Origin of the sequence: Bradyrhizobium sp. WD16 (genome assembly GCF_024181725.1) — a bacterium.
Taxonomy (GTDB): domain Bacteria; phylum Pseudomonadota; class Alphaproteobacteria; order Rhizobiales; family Xanthobacteraceae; genus Bradyrhizobium_A.
In genome coordinates this window covers 2,036,572-2,052,076 of record NZ_CP028908.1, presented here as the reverse complement: position 1 = coordinate 2,052,076, position 15,505 = coordinate 2,036,572, and the positions used below count along the sequence as shown (strand labels likewise).

At 65.9% G+C, this 15,505-nt stretch carries 17 protein-coding genes; 8 read left to right on the top strand and 9 right to left on the bottom strand.

Going from position 1 to position 15,505, the window contains the following annotated elements; translation table 11 throughout:
* Positions 1-39 precede the first annotated feature (39 nt).
* The 3 genes from DB459_RS09495 to DB459_RS09485 all read right to left on the bottom strand — a co-directional run bounded on the left by DB459_RS09495 (position 40) and on the right by DB459_RS09485 (position 2,225).
* A complete protein-coding gene (locus DB459_RS09495) occupies positions 40-819 on the bottom strand; it encodes a molybdopterin-dependent oxidoreductase (RefSeq protein ID WP_253712604.1) in 780 nt (259 codons plus the stop codon).
* Between the two features lie 12 nt (positions 820-831).
* Positions 832-1,473, bottom strand: a complete 642-nt coding sequence (locus tag DB459_RS09490; RefSeq protein ID WP_371926906.1) for a cytochrome b/b6 domain-containing protein — start codon at positions 1,471-1,473, stop codon at positions 832-834.
* A 563-nt stretch (positions 1,474-2,036) separates the two neighbouring features.
* Positions 2,037-2,225, bottom strand: a complete 189-nt coding sequence (locus DB459_RS09485) for a hypothetical protein (RefSeq protein ID WP_253712603.1) — start codon at positions 2,223-2,225, stop codon at positions 2,037-2,039.
* A 2-nt stretch (positions 2,226-2,227) separates the two neighbouring features.
* On the opposite strand from DB459_RS09485, the gene DB459_RS09480 reads away from it, so the two are divergent.
* From DB459_RS09480 to DB459_RS09450, 7 genes are all read left to right on the top strand, one after another.
* Positions 2,228-2,500 carry a hypothetical protein gene (locus DB459_RS09480; RefSeq protein WP_253712602.1) on the top strand — a complete coding sequence of 91 codons (273 nt, stop codon included), beginning with the start codon at positions 2,228-2,230 and terminating at the stop codon, positions 2,498-2,500.
* Positions 2,497-4,017 (top strand): malonyl-CoA synthase, encoded by a 1,521-nt coding sequence (locus tag DB459_RS09475; protein ID WP_253712601.1) that lies wholly within the window; start codon positions 2,497-2,499, stop codon positions 4,015-4,017. The genes DB459_RS09480 and DB459_RS09475 overlap by 4 nt, the downstream gene beginning before the upstream one ends.
* Positions 4,018-4,304: 287 nt before the next feature.
* Positions 4,305-4,700: a succinate dehydrogenase, cytochrome b556 subunit gene (gene sdhC, locus DB459_RS09470; protein WP_253712600.1), complete on the top strand. Its 396-nt coding sequence runs from the start codon at positions 4,305-4,307 to the stop codon at positions 4,698-4,700.
* A 20-nt stretch (positions 4,701-4,720) separates the two neighbouring features.
* On the top strand, positions 4,721-5,095 hold the full coding sequence (gene sdhD / locus DB459_RS09465) for a succinate dehydrogenase, hydrophobic membrane anchor protein (protein ID WP_253713498.1): 375 nt from the start codon (positions 4,721-4,723) through the stop codon (positions 5,093-5,095).
* Positions 5,096-5,098: 3 nt separating this feature from the next.
* Entirely contained in the window at positions 5,099-6,937 is a 1,839-nt protein-coding gene (gene sdhA / locus DB459_RS09460; RefSeq protein WP_253712599.1) for a succinate dehydrogenase flavoprotein subunit, read from the top strand.
* Positions 6,938-7,008: 71 nt separating this feature from the next.
* Positions 7,009-7,791, top strand: a complete 783-nt coding sequence (locus tag DB459_RS09455) for a succinate dehydrogenase iron-sulfur subunit (RefSeq protein ID WP_253712598.1) — start codon at positions 7,009-7,011, stop codon at positions 7,789-7,791.
* A 370-nt stretch (positions 7,792-8,161) separates the two neighbouring features.
* Complete coding sequence (locus tag DB459_RS09450) at positions 8,162-8,401, top strand: hypothetical protein (RefSeq protein WP_253712597.1); 240 nt, start codon at positions 8,162-8,164, stop codon at positions 8,399-8,401.
* A 382-nt stretch (positions 8,402-8,783) separates the two neighbouring features.
* Here the strand turns inward: DB459_RS09450 and DB459_RS27555 are convergent, their stop codons facing one another.
* The gene (locus tag DB459_RS27555; RefSeq protein WP_371926903.1) at positions 8,784-9,101 is read right to left on the bottom strand and encodes a hypothetical protein; all 318 of its coding nucleotides are present in this window, start codon (positions 9,099-9,101) and stop codon (positions 8,784-8,786) included.
* 410 nt (positions 9,102-9,511) lie between these two features.
* Here DB459_RS27555 and DB459_RS27550 point away from each other — a divergent pair, with 410 nt between their 5' ends.
* Positions 9,512-10,744 carry an OmpA family protein gene (locus tag DB459_RS27550; protein WP_371926902.1) on the top strand — a complete coding sequence of 411 codons (1,233 nt, stop codon included), beginning with the start codon at positions 9,512-9,514 and terminating at the stop codon, positions 10,742-10,744.
* 111 nt (positions 10,745-10,855) lie between these two features.
* Here DB459_RS27550 and DB459_RS09440 read toward each other — a convergent pair whose 3' ends face one another.
* The 5 genes from DB459_RS09440 to DB459_RS09420 all read right to left on the bottom strand — a co-directional run bounded on the left by DB459_RS09440 (position 10,856) and on the right by DB459_RS09420 (position 15,501).
* On the bottom strand, positions 10,856-12,085 hold the full coding sequence (locus tag DB459_RS09440) for an argininosuccinate synthase (protein WP_253712595.1): 1,230 nt from the start codon (positions 12,083-12,085) through the stop codon (positions 10,856-10,858).
* A 176-nt stretch (positions 12,086-12,261) separates the two neighbouring features.
* Positions 12,262-13,029 (bottom strand): phosphatase PAP2 family protein, encoded by a 768-nt coding sequence (locus DB459_RS09435; RefSeq protein ID WP_253712594.1) that lies wholly within the window; start codon positions 13,027-13,029, stop codon positions 12,262-12,264.
* Positions 13,026-13,481: a hypothetical protein gene (locus tag DB459_RS09430; protein WP_253712593.1), complete on the bottom strand. Its 456-nt coding sequence runs from the start codon at positions 13,479-13,481 to the stop codon at positions 13,026-13,028. The genes DB459_RS09435 and DB459_RS09430 overlap by 4 nt, the downstream gene beginning before the upstream one ends.
* Before the next feature lie 12 nt (positions 13,482-13,493).
* Positions 13,494-14,672 carry a 23S rRNA (adenine(2503)-C(2))-methyltransferase RlmN gene (rlmN, locus tag DB459_RS09425; protein WP_253713497.1) on the bottom strand — a complete coding sequence of 393 codons (1,179 nt, stop codon included), beginning with the start codon at positions 14,670-14,672 and terminating at the stop codon, positions 13,494-13,496.
* A 265-nt stretch (positions 14,673-14,937) separates the two neighbouring features.
* Positions 14,938-15,501: an invasion associated locus B family protein gene (locus tag DB459_RS09420; protein ID WP_253713496.1), complete on the bottom strand. Its 564-nt coding sequence runs from the start codon at positions 15,499-15,501 to the stop codon at positions 14,938-14,940.
* Between the last annotated feature and the right edge of the window lie 4 nt (positions 15,502-15,505).

Genomic DNA, 15,505 nt, shown 5'->3' with positions numbered 1-15,505 from the left:
CCCGCAGTGGCGCAAGCCCATGCCGGTTGTGTTTCTCGATCAGCTGCCGCTGAAATCGTTGTAGCCCTGATCCTCCCAATACCCGCCTTTGTAGTCGTTGGTGACCTCCATGCCGACGACATATTTCGGATTCTTGAAGCCGAGCTTGGTAGGAACCCGGATCTTCATTGGGAAGCCATAGGCGCGCGGCAGAATCTCGTCGCCGAATTTAAAGGTCATCTGGGTCTGGGGATGCAGCGCTGTCGGCATGTCGAGGGAACTCGTGTAGCCTTCGGCACAGCGGAACCAACAGTATTTCGCCCGCGTATCGGCGCCGACGAGCTTGAGGAAGTCGCGCAGCGGCGCGCCGGTCCAACTCCCGACCGCGCTCCAGCCCTCGACGCAGATATGCCGGGTCACCTGCTTGACCTGCGGCAGCGCATGCAGCTCGTCCAGTGTCCAGGACTTCTTGCCGTCGACGAGGCCGGTGACCTCGAAACGATAGGTCTCGGGATCGACCTCCGGCGCCTCGTCGACCGAATAATAGGCGTTGAACGGGAACGGCCTGGTCACCGCACTATCGGGGAAAGTCGGCGCCATGCGCTCCGGGCTGAACAGCGCCGCCTGTACTGCATCGTTGAATTTCGAGACTTGGGCGAGGACCGACTCGGCCGAGAGGCTGTCGCTGACATCGCAGCCGGTGAGGAGAGTCAGCGCACCGAAGCTGGCGCCGCCGGCGACGAAACGGCGCCGTGTCAGGTCCGGCATCAGCCGCACCGCATCCTTGACCAGCAGCCGCTTGTCGACGCCGGGGATGACGAGCTCGCGGATCTTCTTCATGGCTCCCTCCCTTCAACGGCCGGTGATCATGGCGCGCAGGCTTTTCGGCACCAGCAGGGCGAGCGCGACATGCACGGCAAGGAAGGCGACGATGGCGGCCATGCAGGTGAAATGCACATAGCGAGCGAAATCGTAGCCGCCGAACAGGGCGGTCAGCCACTGCAGCTGCACCGGCTTCCAGATCGACAGCCCGGACAGCACCACGACGATGCCGACGACGATGATGCCGGCATAGAGCAGTTTCTGCACATGATTGTAGACAGTCAGGTCGCCGTGGGAGAGCCGGCCGGTCAACGCAGCGCCGGCATCCGCCAGCACGCCCGCCGGCGACAGCGGCAGCAACTTGCGGCGGAAGCGGCCGCTGACAAGGCCGAGGACGAGATAGAGCAGGCCATTCACCATCAGCACCCACATCGCGGCGAAGTGCCAGAGCAGCGCGCCGCCGAGCCAGCCGCCGAGGGTAATCATCGGCGAAAAGGTGAAATCGAACAGCGGCGAGGCATTGTAGATCTGCCAGCCCGACATGATCATCGCGATCATCGCTGCGGCATTGATCCAGTGCAGCACGCGCACCCAGGCCGGCTGGATCAGCGGGCGCGGCAGGGTGGCCGCGTCCTGCGCTGCGATGCTGCTGGTCATGGTCGTCTCGGACATTGTCAGGCGCCTCGTCGAATCCGTTCCTGCCTGGTGATACGCGGCAAACTAGCATCTGTTACAGGCCCGGACGGCATCAGTTTCACGCGAGGCATCACAGCTCCGAGATCGCCGGGCCGGAACTCGCCGGCCCGCCCCGTTTACCAGCTATCAGATTCACACATTAAAAGAGGTTCTGATTTCAATAGCTGGCTGAAGCAGATCCTGGGAGCGCGCCACGCTGGCGGTCTTCTGGAAGCGCTTCGACTGCCACTTCGTCGTCACCGGGCTTGTCATCGCAAGTTGCGATTTATCCACTTGCGACATTTAGGGCGGACGCAACTCGATCAGGAAGGCACTGCGCTCCTCATCGGGGTGGCCGGGACCGGCCTTCGCCTTCGGCTTCGACCCGGCACAATGGCTGGGCGCGCCGAAGCTTCTTAGCGAAGGCGGGCAAGCCCGGCCACGACGAAAAGAAATGTTGCGACGAATGCGGCCGGCGGTTTTCAGCCTCTGACGAAACCTGCGAGCTGGCTGCGGATCAGATCTGTGAATACGATAGCCGCTTACCAGGGAGACGACCGTCAGCCCGAAAGCAGCACGGTTTCGACCACGTCGATGACACCGACAGTGACGGCCTTCTCGCTCATCTTGCCTTCCGCGGCGTCCGCCGGCGAAGCGATCGCCAGTGCGGCGATAGCCGTAGCAGAGACCAGGGCAGCGGACCGCGAGATCGCCTTTGCAACCGGAACGGGGATGGAGGGTCTCGACACCAATGGACTCCCTTGATCGTCGCGCGGCGGACCAGCCGCTGCGCGTGGCGAGGGCGGCCCTTCGGCGCAAGGCTGCCAGGCCATTCCGTCGAGCGCTGTACGGAGAGTTTCGCGGGCCGGTTTCGGCTTTGGTTTTTCGCGGTTTTGAACCTTTCGGCGGCGCTTTTCGCCCCCGCTTCCGCTTGATCTCGCCTGCCAAATGGGCGATGGACATCGATGCTTTTTCGTGCGGCACGGCCTGCGCCGCAGCTTCGCAGCGGATTTTCCAGCCATGAATGCCAATCTGTTCTCGCGCCTGTTCGATACCGTCACCGATCCCGACCGGCTTGCGATCGAGACCGCCGATGGCGGCAGGATCAGCTACGGCAACCTGATCGAGCGCTCGGGCCGCCTCGCCAATTATCTGGCGGCGCGCGGGGTCAAGGTGGGCGATCGTGTCGCTGTTCAGGCCGAGAAGTCGGTGCAGGCGCTGGTGCTGTATCTTGCGACCGTGCGCGCCGGCGCGGTCTATCTGCCGCTGAACACCGCCTACACCCTCAATGAACTCGATTACTTCATCGGCGACGCGGAGCCGGCGCTGGTGGTCTGCGACCCCGCCAGACTCGAGGGCGTCAGCGCCCTGGCCGGGAAGGTTGGCGCTGTCGTCGAGACGCTCGACGCCGCCGGCGGCGGCACGCTCAGCGTGGGCGCCGCGCGCTGCGACGCCGATTTTTCGACGGTTCAGCGCAGCCCCGACGACCTCGCCGCCATCCTCTACACCTCCGGCACGACGGGGCGCTCCAAAGGCGCGATGCTCAGCCACGACAATCTGGCGTCGAATTCGCTGACGCTGGTCGATTACTGGCGCTTCACCGACAAGGACGTGCTGATCCACGCCCTGCCGATCTACCACACCCACGGGCTGTTCGTGGCCAGCAATGTCGTGCTGTTCGCCCGCGCCGCCATGATCTTCCTGCCCAAATTCGATCCCAACCAGGTGATCGATCTGATGGCGCGGGCCACGGTGCTGATGGGCGTTCCGACGTTCTATACGCGGCTGTTGCAGAATCCGCGGCTCGATCGCGAGACGACCGCCCGGATGCGGCTGTTCGTCTCCGGATCGGCGCCGCTGCTCGCCGACACCCATCGCGAATGGGCGGCGCGGACCGGGCATGCGGTGCTCGAGCGCTACGGCATGACCGAAACCAACATGAACACCTCGAACCCCTACGACGGCGACCGCGTCCCCGGCGCGGTCGGCCTGCCGCTGCCCGGCGTGACGGTGCGGGTCACCGAGCCCGAGACCGGCAAGGTGCTTCCCGCCGACGAGATCGGCGTGATCGAGGTCAAGGGCCCCAATGTGTTCAAGGGCTACTGGCGGATGCCGGAGAAGACCAGGACGGAGTTTCGCGACGACGGCTTCTTCATCACCGGCGATCTCGGCAAGATCGACGGTCGCGGCTACGTCCACATTCTCGGCCGCGGCAAGGACCTCGTGATCTCGGGCGGATTCAATGTCTATCCCAAGGAGGTCGAGAGCGAGATCGACGCCATGCCGGGCGTGGTGGAGAGCGCCGTGATCGGCGTGCCCCATGCCGATTTCGGCGAGGGTGTCACCGCGGTGGTCGTGGCCGACAAGGCCGCCGGCCTCACCGAGGACAGGGTCATCAAGGCGCTCGACGGCCGGCTCGCCAAGTTCAAGATGCCCAAACGGGTGTTGTTCGTCGACACCCTGCCGCGCAACACCATGGGCAAGATCCAGAAAAACGTGCTGCGTGATTCCTACGCCGAACTTTACGTCAAGGCGCAATGACCGCCTGTCCGCGGGCGGTGGAACTAATGAACTTGACTGCAATTGAAGTGGTCAAAGCGCGGACAAAGATCTGAATCTAACTTCATAATTCCGCCCTGCGATATGATGCCTGCAGGCAAAAGCCTCTGGTATACCAGCGAATGCATGAATGAACCGGCATTCGCAACATGATCATTTCCACATTGCGCTCGTTCCATCCGCTGCGTAAAAAGCGGTGCATTCCGACACCGCCCGCAGCGTCGCGGGGCCTTCCGCAACCGACGCCTCCGCAACCGCGAAACACCCCGATGACAGTGCAAACCAATCGTCCGCTTTCGCCATTTCTCAACTACCGCCGAACGCTGACGATGGCCCTGTCCTTCGTCCATCGCGTCACCGGCGTCGCCCTCTATGCCGGCACCCTGCTGATGGCGTGGTGGCTGATCGCCACCGCCTCCGGCCCCGCCGCCTACGCCAACATCCACGCTTTCACCTCGAGCTGGATCGGCCGCCTGGTGCTGTTCGGCTACACCTGGGCGCTGGTGCATCACATGCTCGGCGGCATCCGCCATTTCATCTGGGACCTCGGCTACGGCTTCGGCCCCAACGAACGTGAATGGCTGACGAGGGCCACGGTGATCGGCTCGATCACACTCACTCTGGTGATCTGGGTGATCGCCTATGCCGCGGGAGGCGCACGATGAGCCAGGGTCAACCGCGCAGCATGCGCACACCGATGGGCCGGGTCCGCGGGCTCGGCGCCGCTCATTCCGGCACCTCGGATTTCCTCCGTCAGCGCGTCACCGGCATCGGTCTCGTGCTGCTCTTCATTCCGGTCCTCGTCATCATCATGAGCCTGCTCGGCCGCAATCACGCGGCGGCGGCGCAGATCCTCGGTTCGCCGCTGGTCGCGGTCATCATGATCCTGTTCATCATTGCCAGCTGCTGGCACATGAAGATCGGCATGCAGGTGGTGCTGGAGGACTACGTCCACGACGAGAAGCTCAAGCTCGTCACCATCATCGCCAACAATTTCTTCGCCGCCGCGGTCGGCCTCGCATCGATCTACGCGATCATCAAACTATCATCTGGAGTGTAGCGCATGGCCGTCAACGGCAACGGCGCGAATGGCAATGCGGCTCCCGCCGCCAACGGCCACGCCTACCCGATCGAAGACCACACCTATGACGTCATCGTTGTCGGCGCCGGCGGCGCCGGCCTCAGAGCCGTCGTCGGCTGCAGCGAGGCCGGCCTGCGGACCGCCTGCATCACCAAGGTGTTTCCGACCCGCTCGCACACCGTGGCGGCACAGGGCGGCATTTCGGCCTCGCTCGGCAACATGCACAAGGACGACTGGCGCTGGCACATGTACGACACCGTCAAGGGGTCGGACTGGCTCGGTGACCAGGACTCGATCGAATATCTGGTGCGCAATGCCCCCAACGCGGTCTACGAGCTCGAGCACTGGGGCGTGCCGTTCTCGCGCACCGAGGACGGCCGCATCTACCAGCGGCCGTTCGGCGGCATGACCATCGACTACGGCAAGGGCCAGGCGCAACGCACCTGCGCCGCCGCCGACCGCACCGGCCACGCCATGCTGCACACCATGTACGGCCAGGCGCTGCGGCATTCGGCCGAATTCTTCATCGAGTTCTTCGCCATCGACCTGATCATGGACGATGAAGGCGCCTGTCGCGGCGTCATCGCGCTCAAGCTCGACGACGGCACGCTGCACCGCTTCCGCGCCCAGACCACCATCCTCGCCACCGGCGGCTACGGCCGCGCCTATGCCTCCTGCACCTCGGCGCATACCTGCACCGGCGACGGCAACGCCATGGTGCTGCGCGCCGGGCTGGCGCTGCAGGACATGGAATTCGTCCAGTTCCACCCGACCGGCATCTACGGCGCGGGCTGCCTCGTCACCGAGGGCGCTCGCGGCGAAGGCGGCTATCTGGTAAATTCCGAGGGCGAGCGCTTCATGGAGCGTTACGCGCCTTCGGCCAAGGACCTTGCTTCTCGCGACGTCGTGTCGCGCGCCATGACCATCGAAATCCGCGAGGGTCGCGGCGTCGGCAAGAACAAGGACCACATCTACCTGCACCTCGACCATCTCGATCCGAAGGTGCTGCAGGAGCGGCTGCCCGGCATTTCCGAGTCGGCGAAGATCTTCGCCAATGTCGATGTCACGCGCCAGCCGATCCCGATCGTGCCGACCACCCACTACAACATGGGCGGCATCCCGACCAACTTCCACGCCGAGGTCGTCATCAAGAAGAACGGCGACGACAACGCGGTGGTGCCCGGCCTGATGGCTGTGGGCGAAGCCGCCTGCGTCTCGGTGCACGGCGCCAATCGTCTCGGCTCGAACTCGCTGATCGACCTCGTGGTGTTCGGCCGCGCCGCAGCGCTGCGCTGCGCCGAAAAGCTGACGCCGAACGGCGAACAGCCCGACCTGCCGGCCGATTCGGCCGACCGCGCGCTGTCGCGCCTCGACCGCTTCCGCAATGCTTCGGGCGGCACGCCGACGGCGAAGCTGCGCGCCGGCATGCAGAAGGTGATGCAGAACAACTGCGCCGTGTTCCGCACCGGCGAAGTGCTGGACGAAGGCAAGAAGCTGATCCGCGACGTGTTCAGCGGCATTCCCGACATCGGCGTCAGCGACCGCTCGCTGGTGTGGAATTCCGACCTGATGGAGACGCTGGAGTTCGACAACCTGATCGTCCAGGCGATAGTGACGATGGACTCGGCGGCCAACCGCACCGAGAGCCGCGGCGCCCATGCCCGCGAGGACCATAGCCAGCGCGACGACGCCAACTGGATGAAGCACACCCTGACCTGGCTCGACGACAAGGCCAACGTCACGATCGATTACCGGCCGGTGCACAGCTACACCATGACCAACGACGTGCAGTACGTGCAACCGAAACCCCGCGTCTACTGACCGACGAGGCGGGTGCCGAGCGGCGCCCGCCTTGGCCCCTCCACTCATCGTCCTTGCGAAGGCGCCACACCATGGCCGAATTCAAACTCCCGCAGAACTCCAGGATCACCGGCGGCAAGACCTGGCCGAAGCCCAGCACCACCGGCGAACTGCGTGAGTTCCAGATCTATCGCTGGAATCCGGATGACGGAAAGAATCCGCGCGTCGACACCTATTACGTCGACACTTCCGACTGCGGCCCGATGGTTCTCGACGGCCTGATCTGGATCAAGAACAACATCGACCCGACCCTGACCTTCCGCCGCTCCTGCCGCGAAGGGGTCTGCGGCTCCTGCGCCATGAATATCGACGGCCAGAACACGCTCGCCTGCACCAAGTCGATGCACGACGTCGATGACGGCGCGGTCAAGGTCAACCCGCTGCCGCATCAGCCGGTGGTCAAGGACCTGGTGCCCGATCTCACCAACTTCTACGCCCAGTACGCTTCGATCGAGCCGTGGCTCCACACCACGAGCCCGACGCCGCAGAAGGAGTGGCGGCAGAGCCCCGAGGATCGCGGCAAGCTCGACGGCCTCTACGAGTGCATCCTGTGCGCCTGCTGCTCGACCTCGTGCCCGAGCTACTGGTGGAACAGCGACCGCTATCTCGGTCCCGCTGCGCTCCTGCAGGCGAGCCGCTGGGTCAAGGACAGCCGCGACGAGGCGACCGGCGAGCGCCTCGACAATCTCGAGGACCCGTTCCGGCTGTATCGCTGCCACACCATCATGAACTGCACCAAGGCCTGCCCGAAGGGCCTCAACCCGGCCGAAGCGATCGCCGACCTCAAGCTCAAGATGGTCGAGCGTCAAGTCTGATCGAGTTCCGAGAGAGTTCCTGACAGCCGTGGAAAGGCCGGGCTCGTCCCGGCCTTTTTTGTGCGCGTGCCGGGTTTAGCGCCGTTGCGGTTTTGGATCTGTCGCTCGTACGACAAATCCGCTGCAATGCCGATACGAGCGCCAGATCCACCGCACTGGCGAAACGCCGGCACTGCGCACCAACAGGCTAACGGCATCACTTCCCCCTTGGTCGAATGCCAAGCTTCTCGCGTAGCATCGCCCGGTTGCCGATCGCTTGGATCTCGACGGAACAAGACGTCTGCGCATCCGTTGTCATCCGAATCATGCTGGAGACATCGGCGATGCCAGTCACGCGCGACATCATGATGCGCGAGGTCCCAGAGCGATGATGCCGGAGCCGAGCGGCAATCCCAATCCATCAGGCGACCCGCCCGACGTGCCGCCGCCGACGCCAGGCACGCCGCAGGAGCCGCCGCGCGAGACACCGCCGGGCAGCCCGCGGCCAGAGATTCCACCGGTGATCGACGATCCGGCGGAAGAGCCCGAGCCACAGGAATTTCCGCCGCCGCAACCTGACGTCACACCGCCGACACCGCAGCAGCCGCCGCCGACGATGCGCGCGCACTGATCGGCTTCGTGCGCGACCCAGCGTGCGCGATGACGCCACTGGTGTGAATGCTGCCTGAATGAAGCGACGATGGCGCCGTGGAATGCGCAAAATAAAGTTCCGGCGCGGCGGCAACCGCGCCACAATCCAGCCGAATCGTTATTCGTTGATTGCCGCGGGGATGCTTCGCAGCCTCGCTCCTACCAAACGATTGTCGTGAATCATTTTCGCATGAAGACACTTCGCTTCGCCCTGCTGGCCACGACTGCGCTCTCGATCGCGCCAGGTCCTGCCTTGTTGCCCGCCCATGCGCAAAGCGCAGCGGCCGTTGCGCCGATCGTCGTCGCGCAACAGCAGGCACCTGAGCCGGCGGAGACCGAGAAGAAGCCGCACGAAGGCGCGCCTAAGGCCGAGCCGCCCGCGCCGCCCAAGGCTGCGCCGCCTCCGGCCGTTGCCCCGCCCCAGCATCCGACACCACCCGCACCGCCGCCCGCAGTTCATCCGGCGCCGCCAGCCGCGCCGCCTCATGCCGAGCCGCCCGCGCGTCCAGCACCTCCGCCTCCGCCGCCGGCACCGAAGGCTCCGCCGCCGCCGACCGCTGCTGCGCCGATGGAAGTGCCGAAAGCGCCGCCACCGCCGCCAGCCGCTGTCGCGCCGAAGGAGACTCCGAAGACACCGCCACCGCCGCCAATCGCCACTGCGCCTGCGCCATCGCATACATTGCCGGCTCCGGGCGTCCGCGATGTGACGCTGCCGCGGCAAGACACGCCAGTGCCGGCGCCGGCCACCCCGCCGACCGCCGCTGTCGCGCCGAAGGAGGCTCCGAAGGCGCCGCCACCGCCGCCAGCCGCTGTCGCGCCGAACGAGACTCCGAAGACACCGCCACCGCCGCCAATCGCCACGGCGCCTGCGCCATCGCATGCATTGCCGGCTCCGGGCGTCCGCGATGTGACGCTGCCGCGGCAAGGCACGCCAGTGCCGGCGCCGGCCACCCCGCCGACCGCCGCTGTCGCGCCGAAGGAGGCTCCGAAGACACCGCCACCGCCGCCAAACGCTACGGCGCCTGCACCATCGCATGCACTGCCGGCTCCGGGCGTCCGCGATGTGACGCCGCCGCGGCAAGGCACGCCAGTGCCGGCGCCGACTGCGCCGGCCGCTCCGGCGCAGCAGACCGCGCCAGCCCCGGGTGGCGCGCCGCATCAGGCGCCCACTGCGCCGAACGCCACCGCGCCCGGTGCTGCCCCCGTTCAGACTCCTGCGCCGGGCCAGCCACCCGCGCCCACCCAGCAGCGCAGCGAACATCTCGGTCCGCCCCCCGGGATGCCGCCGGGAACGCCGGCCGCTGCCCCGGTACCCGCAGTTGCCGCGCCGCTACCGGCGCTGGCTGCGCCGACCGCTGCGGCAACGCCGCTGCCGGCCAATGCACCGCAGATCGGAGGCAGGCTCGAGGACTTCCGCGCCCAGCGTCAGCAGACGCAGGAAGGCGGACGCACGGTCATCCGCGAACCCGGCCGGGTCATCATCATGGATCCGAACGGCCAGTCGTTCATCCGGCACAGCGACGTCGACCGCTTCCGTTATGGCGCCCGCGACGTCCAGGTACAGCAGCAAGGCGCCGACACCCGCACGGTGATCATCCGGCCCGACGGCACGCAGATCGTCACCGTCACGGATCCCGACGGCGGGCTTCTCCGTCGCATCCGCCGCGATCGCGACGGCCGCGAGGTGATCATCATCGACAACACCTATCGCGACCCGAACGCGATCGGCGGCTACTACGTCGACATGCCGCCGCCAGTGCTGCGGATTCCGCCGGATCGCTACATCGTCGAGGCGGAGGACGCGCCGCCGGAGGTGATCTACGACACGCTGATGGCGCCGCCGGTCGAGCGGCTCCAGCGCCGCTTCTCGCTGGACGAGATCCGCTATTCGCCATCGGTGCGCCAGCGCATGCCGAGCATCGATCTCGACACCGTCACCTTCGACACCGGCTCGGCGGACATCGCGCCGGACCAGGCCGCGAAGTTGCAGGTGATCGCCGACGGGCTCAACCGAGCGATCTCGCGCAACCCGCGCGAGGTGTTCCTGATCGAGGGGCACACCGACGCGGTCGGCAACGATGTCGACAATTTGTCGCTGTCGGATCGGCGGGCCGAATCGGTGGCAAACCTGCTGACGCAGCAATTCCAGGTACCGGCGGAGAACCTGACCTCGCAGGGCTACGGCGAGCAGTATCTCAAGGTTCCGACCGACGGGCCGGAACGGCGCAACCGCCGCGTCACCGTCCGGCGCATCACGCCGCTGCTGACCGGACAGACCAATCCGGTGGCGGCCCCGCCTCCGGGCGTCGCGCCGCCGCGCTGAGCCGGATCGGCAACATAACATCGCCAACATGACAATGGCCGGGACGATCGTCCCGGCCATTTCTTCACGCCGATTTCTTGATCCGAGAGGTGGGCTCATAGCCCACGCAGCTTACAGCTTCAGCTTGCGCTTACGCTGGCCGAGCGTGCGCAGCCGCAGCGCATTGAGCTTGATGAAGCCCGCCGCGTCGCGGTGGTCATAGGCCACCGCGCCCTCCTCGAAGGTGACGAGATCCTGGTCATACAGCGAATACTTGCTGTCGCGACCAACCAGGATGACATTGCCCTTGTAGAGCTTGAGCCGGACCTGCCCGGTGACGAATTCCTGGCTCTTGTCGATCGCCACCTGCAGCATCTCGCGTTCCGGCGAGAACCAGAAGCCGTTGTAGACCAGCTCGGCATATTTCGGCATCAACTCGTCCTTGAGATGCGCCGCGCCGCGATCGAGCGTGATCTGCTCGATGCCGCGATGCGCCACCAGGAGGATGGTGCCGCCGGGGGTCTCGTACATGCCGCGCGACTTCATGCCGACGAAGCGGTTCTCGACGAGATCGAGCCGGCCGATGCCGTTGGCGCGGCCGAGCTCGTTGAGCTTCGCCAGCAGGGCGGCGGGCGACAACTTCTTGCCGTCGATGGCCACCGCATCGCCTTTCTCGAAATCTACCGTGATGTAGGTCGCCTGGTCCGGCGCCTTCTCCGGATCGATGGTGCGGGAGTAGACGTAGTCCGGCACTTCCTGGGAGGGATCCTCCAGCACCTTGCCCTCGCTGGAGGCGTGCAGCAGGTTGGCGTCCACCGAGAAAGGCGCCTCGCCGCGCTTGTCCTTGGCGATCGGAATCTGATGCTGTTCGGCGAAGGCGATCAGCTGTTCGCGCGAGCGCAGGTCCCATTCGCGCCACGGCGCGATGATGGTGATGTCGGGCTTGAGGGCGTAATAGCCGAGTTCGAAGCGGACCTGGTCGTTGCCCTTGCCGGTGGCGCCGTGGGCGACGGCATCGGCGCCGACCTTCTCGGCGATCTCGATCTGCTTCTTGGCGATCAGCGGCCGGGCGATCGAGGTGCCGAGCAGATACTGGCCCTCATAGACCGCGTTGGCGCGGAACATCGGAAAGACGTAGTCGCGGACGAATTCCTCGCGCAGATCCTCGATGAAGATGTTTTCCGGCTTGATGCCGAGCAGCAGCGCCTTGTTGCGCGCCGGCTCGAGCTCCTCGCCCTGGCCGAGGTCGGCGGTGAAGGTGACGACCTCGCAGCCATAGGTGGTCTGCAGCCATTTCAGAATGATCGAGGTGTCGAGTCCGCCGGAATAGGCGAGCACAACCTTCTTCACGTGCTTGGTCATCGGGTCCCTGTGGTGCGAGGCGGGATGTCAGCCCGGGGCAGCGGCGCCGGGCGCGGATCTTGCGCTTCTGATAACGCAAAGGCGGGAGGGCCCGCAACAGATGCGCCACGAAACAGGAGGCCGAAGGCCACCGCCGGATAGCCGGTAAGATCCTGCCAGATTTTGGCTTTCGCCGGTCAGGGCGCTTCGGTGGAGCGGCCGAACAGACGGCGAAGCCGCCGCCAGCCGGGCAGCGCCAGGCGGGTCAGCGCGGCATCGACCGCCGCGTCGGTGAGCCTCGTCGCCGGCCAGCGATAGATCAGGGCATAGGTCAGCCAGATGACCAGGAAGCTCACCAGCCCCGAAGCCAGCACATCGCTGAGGAAATGACCGCCGAAGGCGATGCGCAGTCCGCCGGTGGCGAGGCCGAAGGTCGTCGCCGCCACATAGGCCAGCGGCCGCCAGGCCGGGGGCGCCAGGGCGGCTGGGGCGTAGGTCCAGAATGCGGTGGCGCCCTCGCCGGAGAAGAACGAGCAGTTCTTCGGGCAGGCGCCGCTCGGATCGTACCAGGGCTTGAAGGTCCAGGGGCCGCCGAATTCGGTGACCATGACCGGGCGCGGCCTGCCCCAATGAGCCTTGAAGCCGAGATTACTGATGAGAACGGCGGACAGGATGATGGTGATCAGGATGAAAGCGACGGTGCGGCCGGGCAGGAGCAGCGGCTTCAAGGGCCGGGCGAACTTCACCACCACCGCGACGATAAAAGGTGCGGCGAAGCCCCAGACGATCCACATCGCCGCGTCGCGGGCGAAGGCCGCCACCGCGCCCCTGGCCACAGGGAAGCTGACCGTCTTCGGATCGTAGAAATAGGACGCGACCTTCAGATCGAGGTCAGGATAGACCGCGAATAGAACGACGAAAAGGAGCGCCAGCGCCAACGCGATCAGAAGTCCGGTGCGATTCATTGCGGCCCCGTGGAGGTCGGCGGCAGCCGCCAGCGGCCGGCGTTGCGGCCTGCCACCAGCCAGTAGACGAGACCGCCGACGACGCCGGCACCGACCATCACTTCCAGTTCGCGGCGGATGACGCCGACGAAACGCATGGTCTCGGCATCGAAGGGAACGAGGCTCAGATAACACGCCGCGCCGATGGCGGCGCCGCCGATCGCATAGACGAGAATGCTGCGCAGACCGAAGGCCTCGGTGACCAGCGCCACCACCATCGCCGGCAGCAGCGAAAAACCGCTGATGAAGATGAAGCCGAAGGTGGCGATGATCGGCATCGTGTCCTCGTCGAAACCGAGCCGGACCCCGCTCCAGTCGGGATTGAGCACGGCGGCAATGACCACGGCTGCGGCGGCGAAGCTCGCCAGCAGGAAGCCGATCAGGATCACGACGATGCGGATGATGAGTGCCATTGGCCGCAGCTTCTAGTCCGTCATGGCCATGGCGCGCAGCGCCTGCCGCTCGCGCGCCGTAAGCTTCTCGGTCTCGGACTTGAGCTGGCCGCAGGCGGCGAGAATGTCGCGGCCACGCGGGGTGCGGACCGGCGAGGAGTAGCCGGCGTTGAAGACATATTCCGAGAAACGTTCGATCTGCGCCCAGTCGGAGCATTCATAGCGGCTGCCCGGCCAGGGATTGAACGGGATCAGGTTGATCTTGGCCGGAATGCCCTTGAGCAGTTTCACGAGCTGTCTGGCATCGTCGAGCGAATCGTTGACGCCCTTGAGCATCACATATTCGAAGGTGATCCGGCGCGCATTGGAGACGCCGGGATAGTTGCGGCAGGCCTCGAGCAGTTCGGCGATGGGATATTTGCGATTGAGCGGCACCAGCTCGTCGCGCAATTCGTCGCGCACGGCATGCAGCGAGATCGCCAGCATGCAGCCGATCTCATCGCCGGCGCGGGCGATGTTCGGCACCACGCCGGAGGTCGACAGCGTGATGCGACGCCGCGACAGGCCGATACCCTCGTTGTCCGAGACGATCAGCAGCGCGTCGCGCACCGCCTCGAAATTGTAGAGTGGCTCGCCCATGCCCATCATCACGACGTTGGTGACGAGGCGGTTGCCGTTGGGCGTCTCGCGATCTACCCAGTCGCCGAGGCGATCGCGTGCGATCATCACCTGGCCGACGATCTCGCCGGCGGTCAGGTTGCGCACCAGCCGCTGCGTACCGGTGTGGCAGAAGGAACAGTTCAGGGTGCAGCCGATCTGCGACGAGACACAGAGCGTCCCGCGATCGGTTTCAGGGATGTAGACGCACTCGACCTCGTGTGGTCGCTCGGAGGCGTGGCCGCTCGGCAGGCGCAGCAGCCACTTGCGGGTGCCGTCGGCGGAGATCTGCTCGGCCACGATCTCCGGACGCGCCAGCGTGAAATGGCGGTCCAGCTCGGCGCGCATCTCCTTCGCCATGTTGGACATGGCGGCGAAATCCTGGGCGCCGCGCACATAGATCCAGTGCCACAACTGCTGGGCCCGCATCTTGCGCTGCTTCTCGGGCACGCCGCGTTCGGCGAGGCGCTCCATCAGTTCGGCGCGCGACAGGCCGATCAGCGACGGCTTCGCCAGCGCCACGTAGCTCTCGAGCGGTGTCTTCTCCAGCGGCATGGCCGGGCGCCCGCTCTCAGGCGTCTGCAACGGGTGCGACAGCTCGGTCATCCGCTTTCGGGTTCCTGCACTCGGCGCTGCGGGAGGGCTCCACAGGGCGAAATTACTCAACGATATCAGAAGCCTGACTAAGGCCCTCGGGCACTGCCCACGCCGCCGGACCAGCGCCCGGCGCCGGCGGCTCGCCGGTTGCCCCTCAGATAACCGTTTTCCACGATCCTGCAACCGGATCGGGGCTGCGGAACCGGTCTTCCGCGCGCCGATCTCAGCGCCTGCAGTCCTGGGCGACGCGGTCGAGCGCCTGGGCGAGGCCCTTGAGCGCGAACACGTCGGTGCTCTCGGTGCCCTTCGCCGAGACGCCTTTGACCGTGGCTTCGGTGCCCCTGCGCATGGCTTCGACCATGCGCTCCTCCTCCGCGGCATTCTTGATCCACAACCCGTCGCCCTGGCTGTACATCGCAAAACGCGCGCCGCCGACCTCGAGGGTCGAGTCCGCGCCCGGCTTGAGCTGATAGCCGATCATCACCGAGACTTCGTTGGCGACTTTTTCCGCCGGACGGGTCGATAGGAAGATGTAGGCCGGATCGCGCGGACGGTTCGGCGGGGTGGTCTTGGACGACGACGGCTTGGCCAGCGCGAAACAAATCTTCTTGCCGCCGGGCATCGCGGTATAGGCGCCCCAGGTACCGAACTGGCCGCTGAGGCTGGCGCCGGCGGTCGGCGAGGGCTTGCTCTCTTCCGGCTTGGCGGCGGGTTTCGCCGGAGCAGTCTTCGCCGCCTTCTGCTTGGCGCTCTGCGCCGACGCCGGCACAGCGGCGAGCGGCAGCATGCAT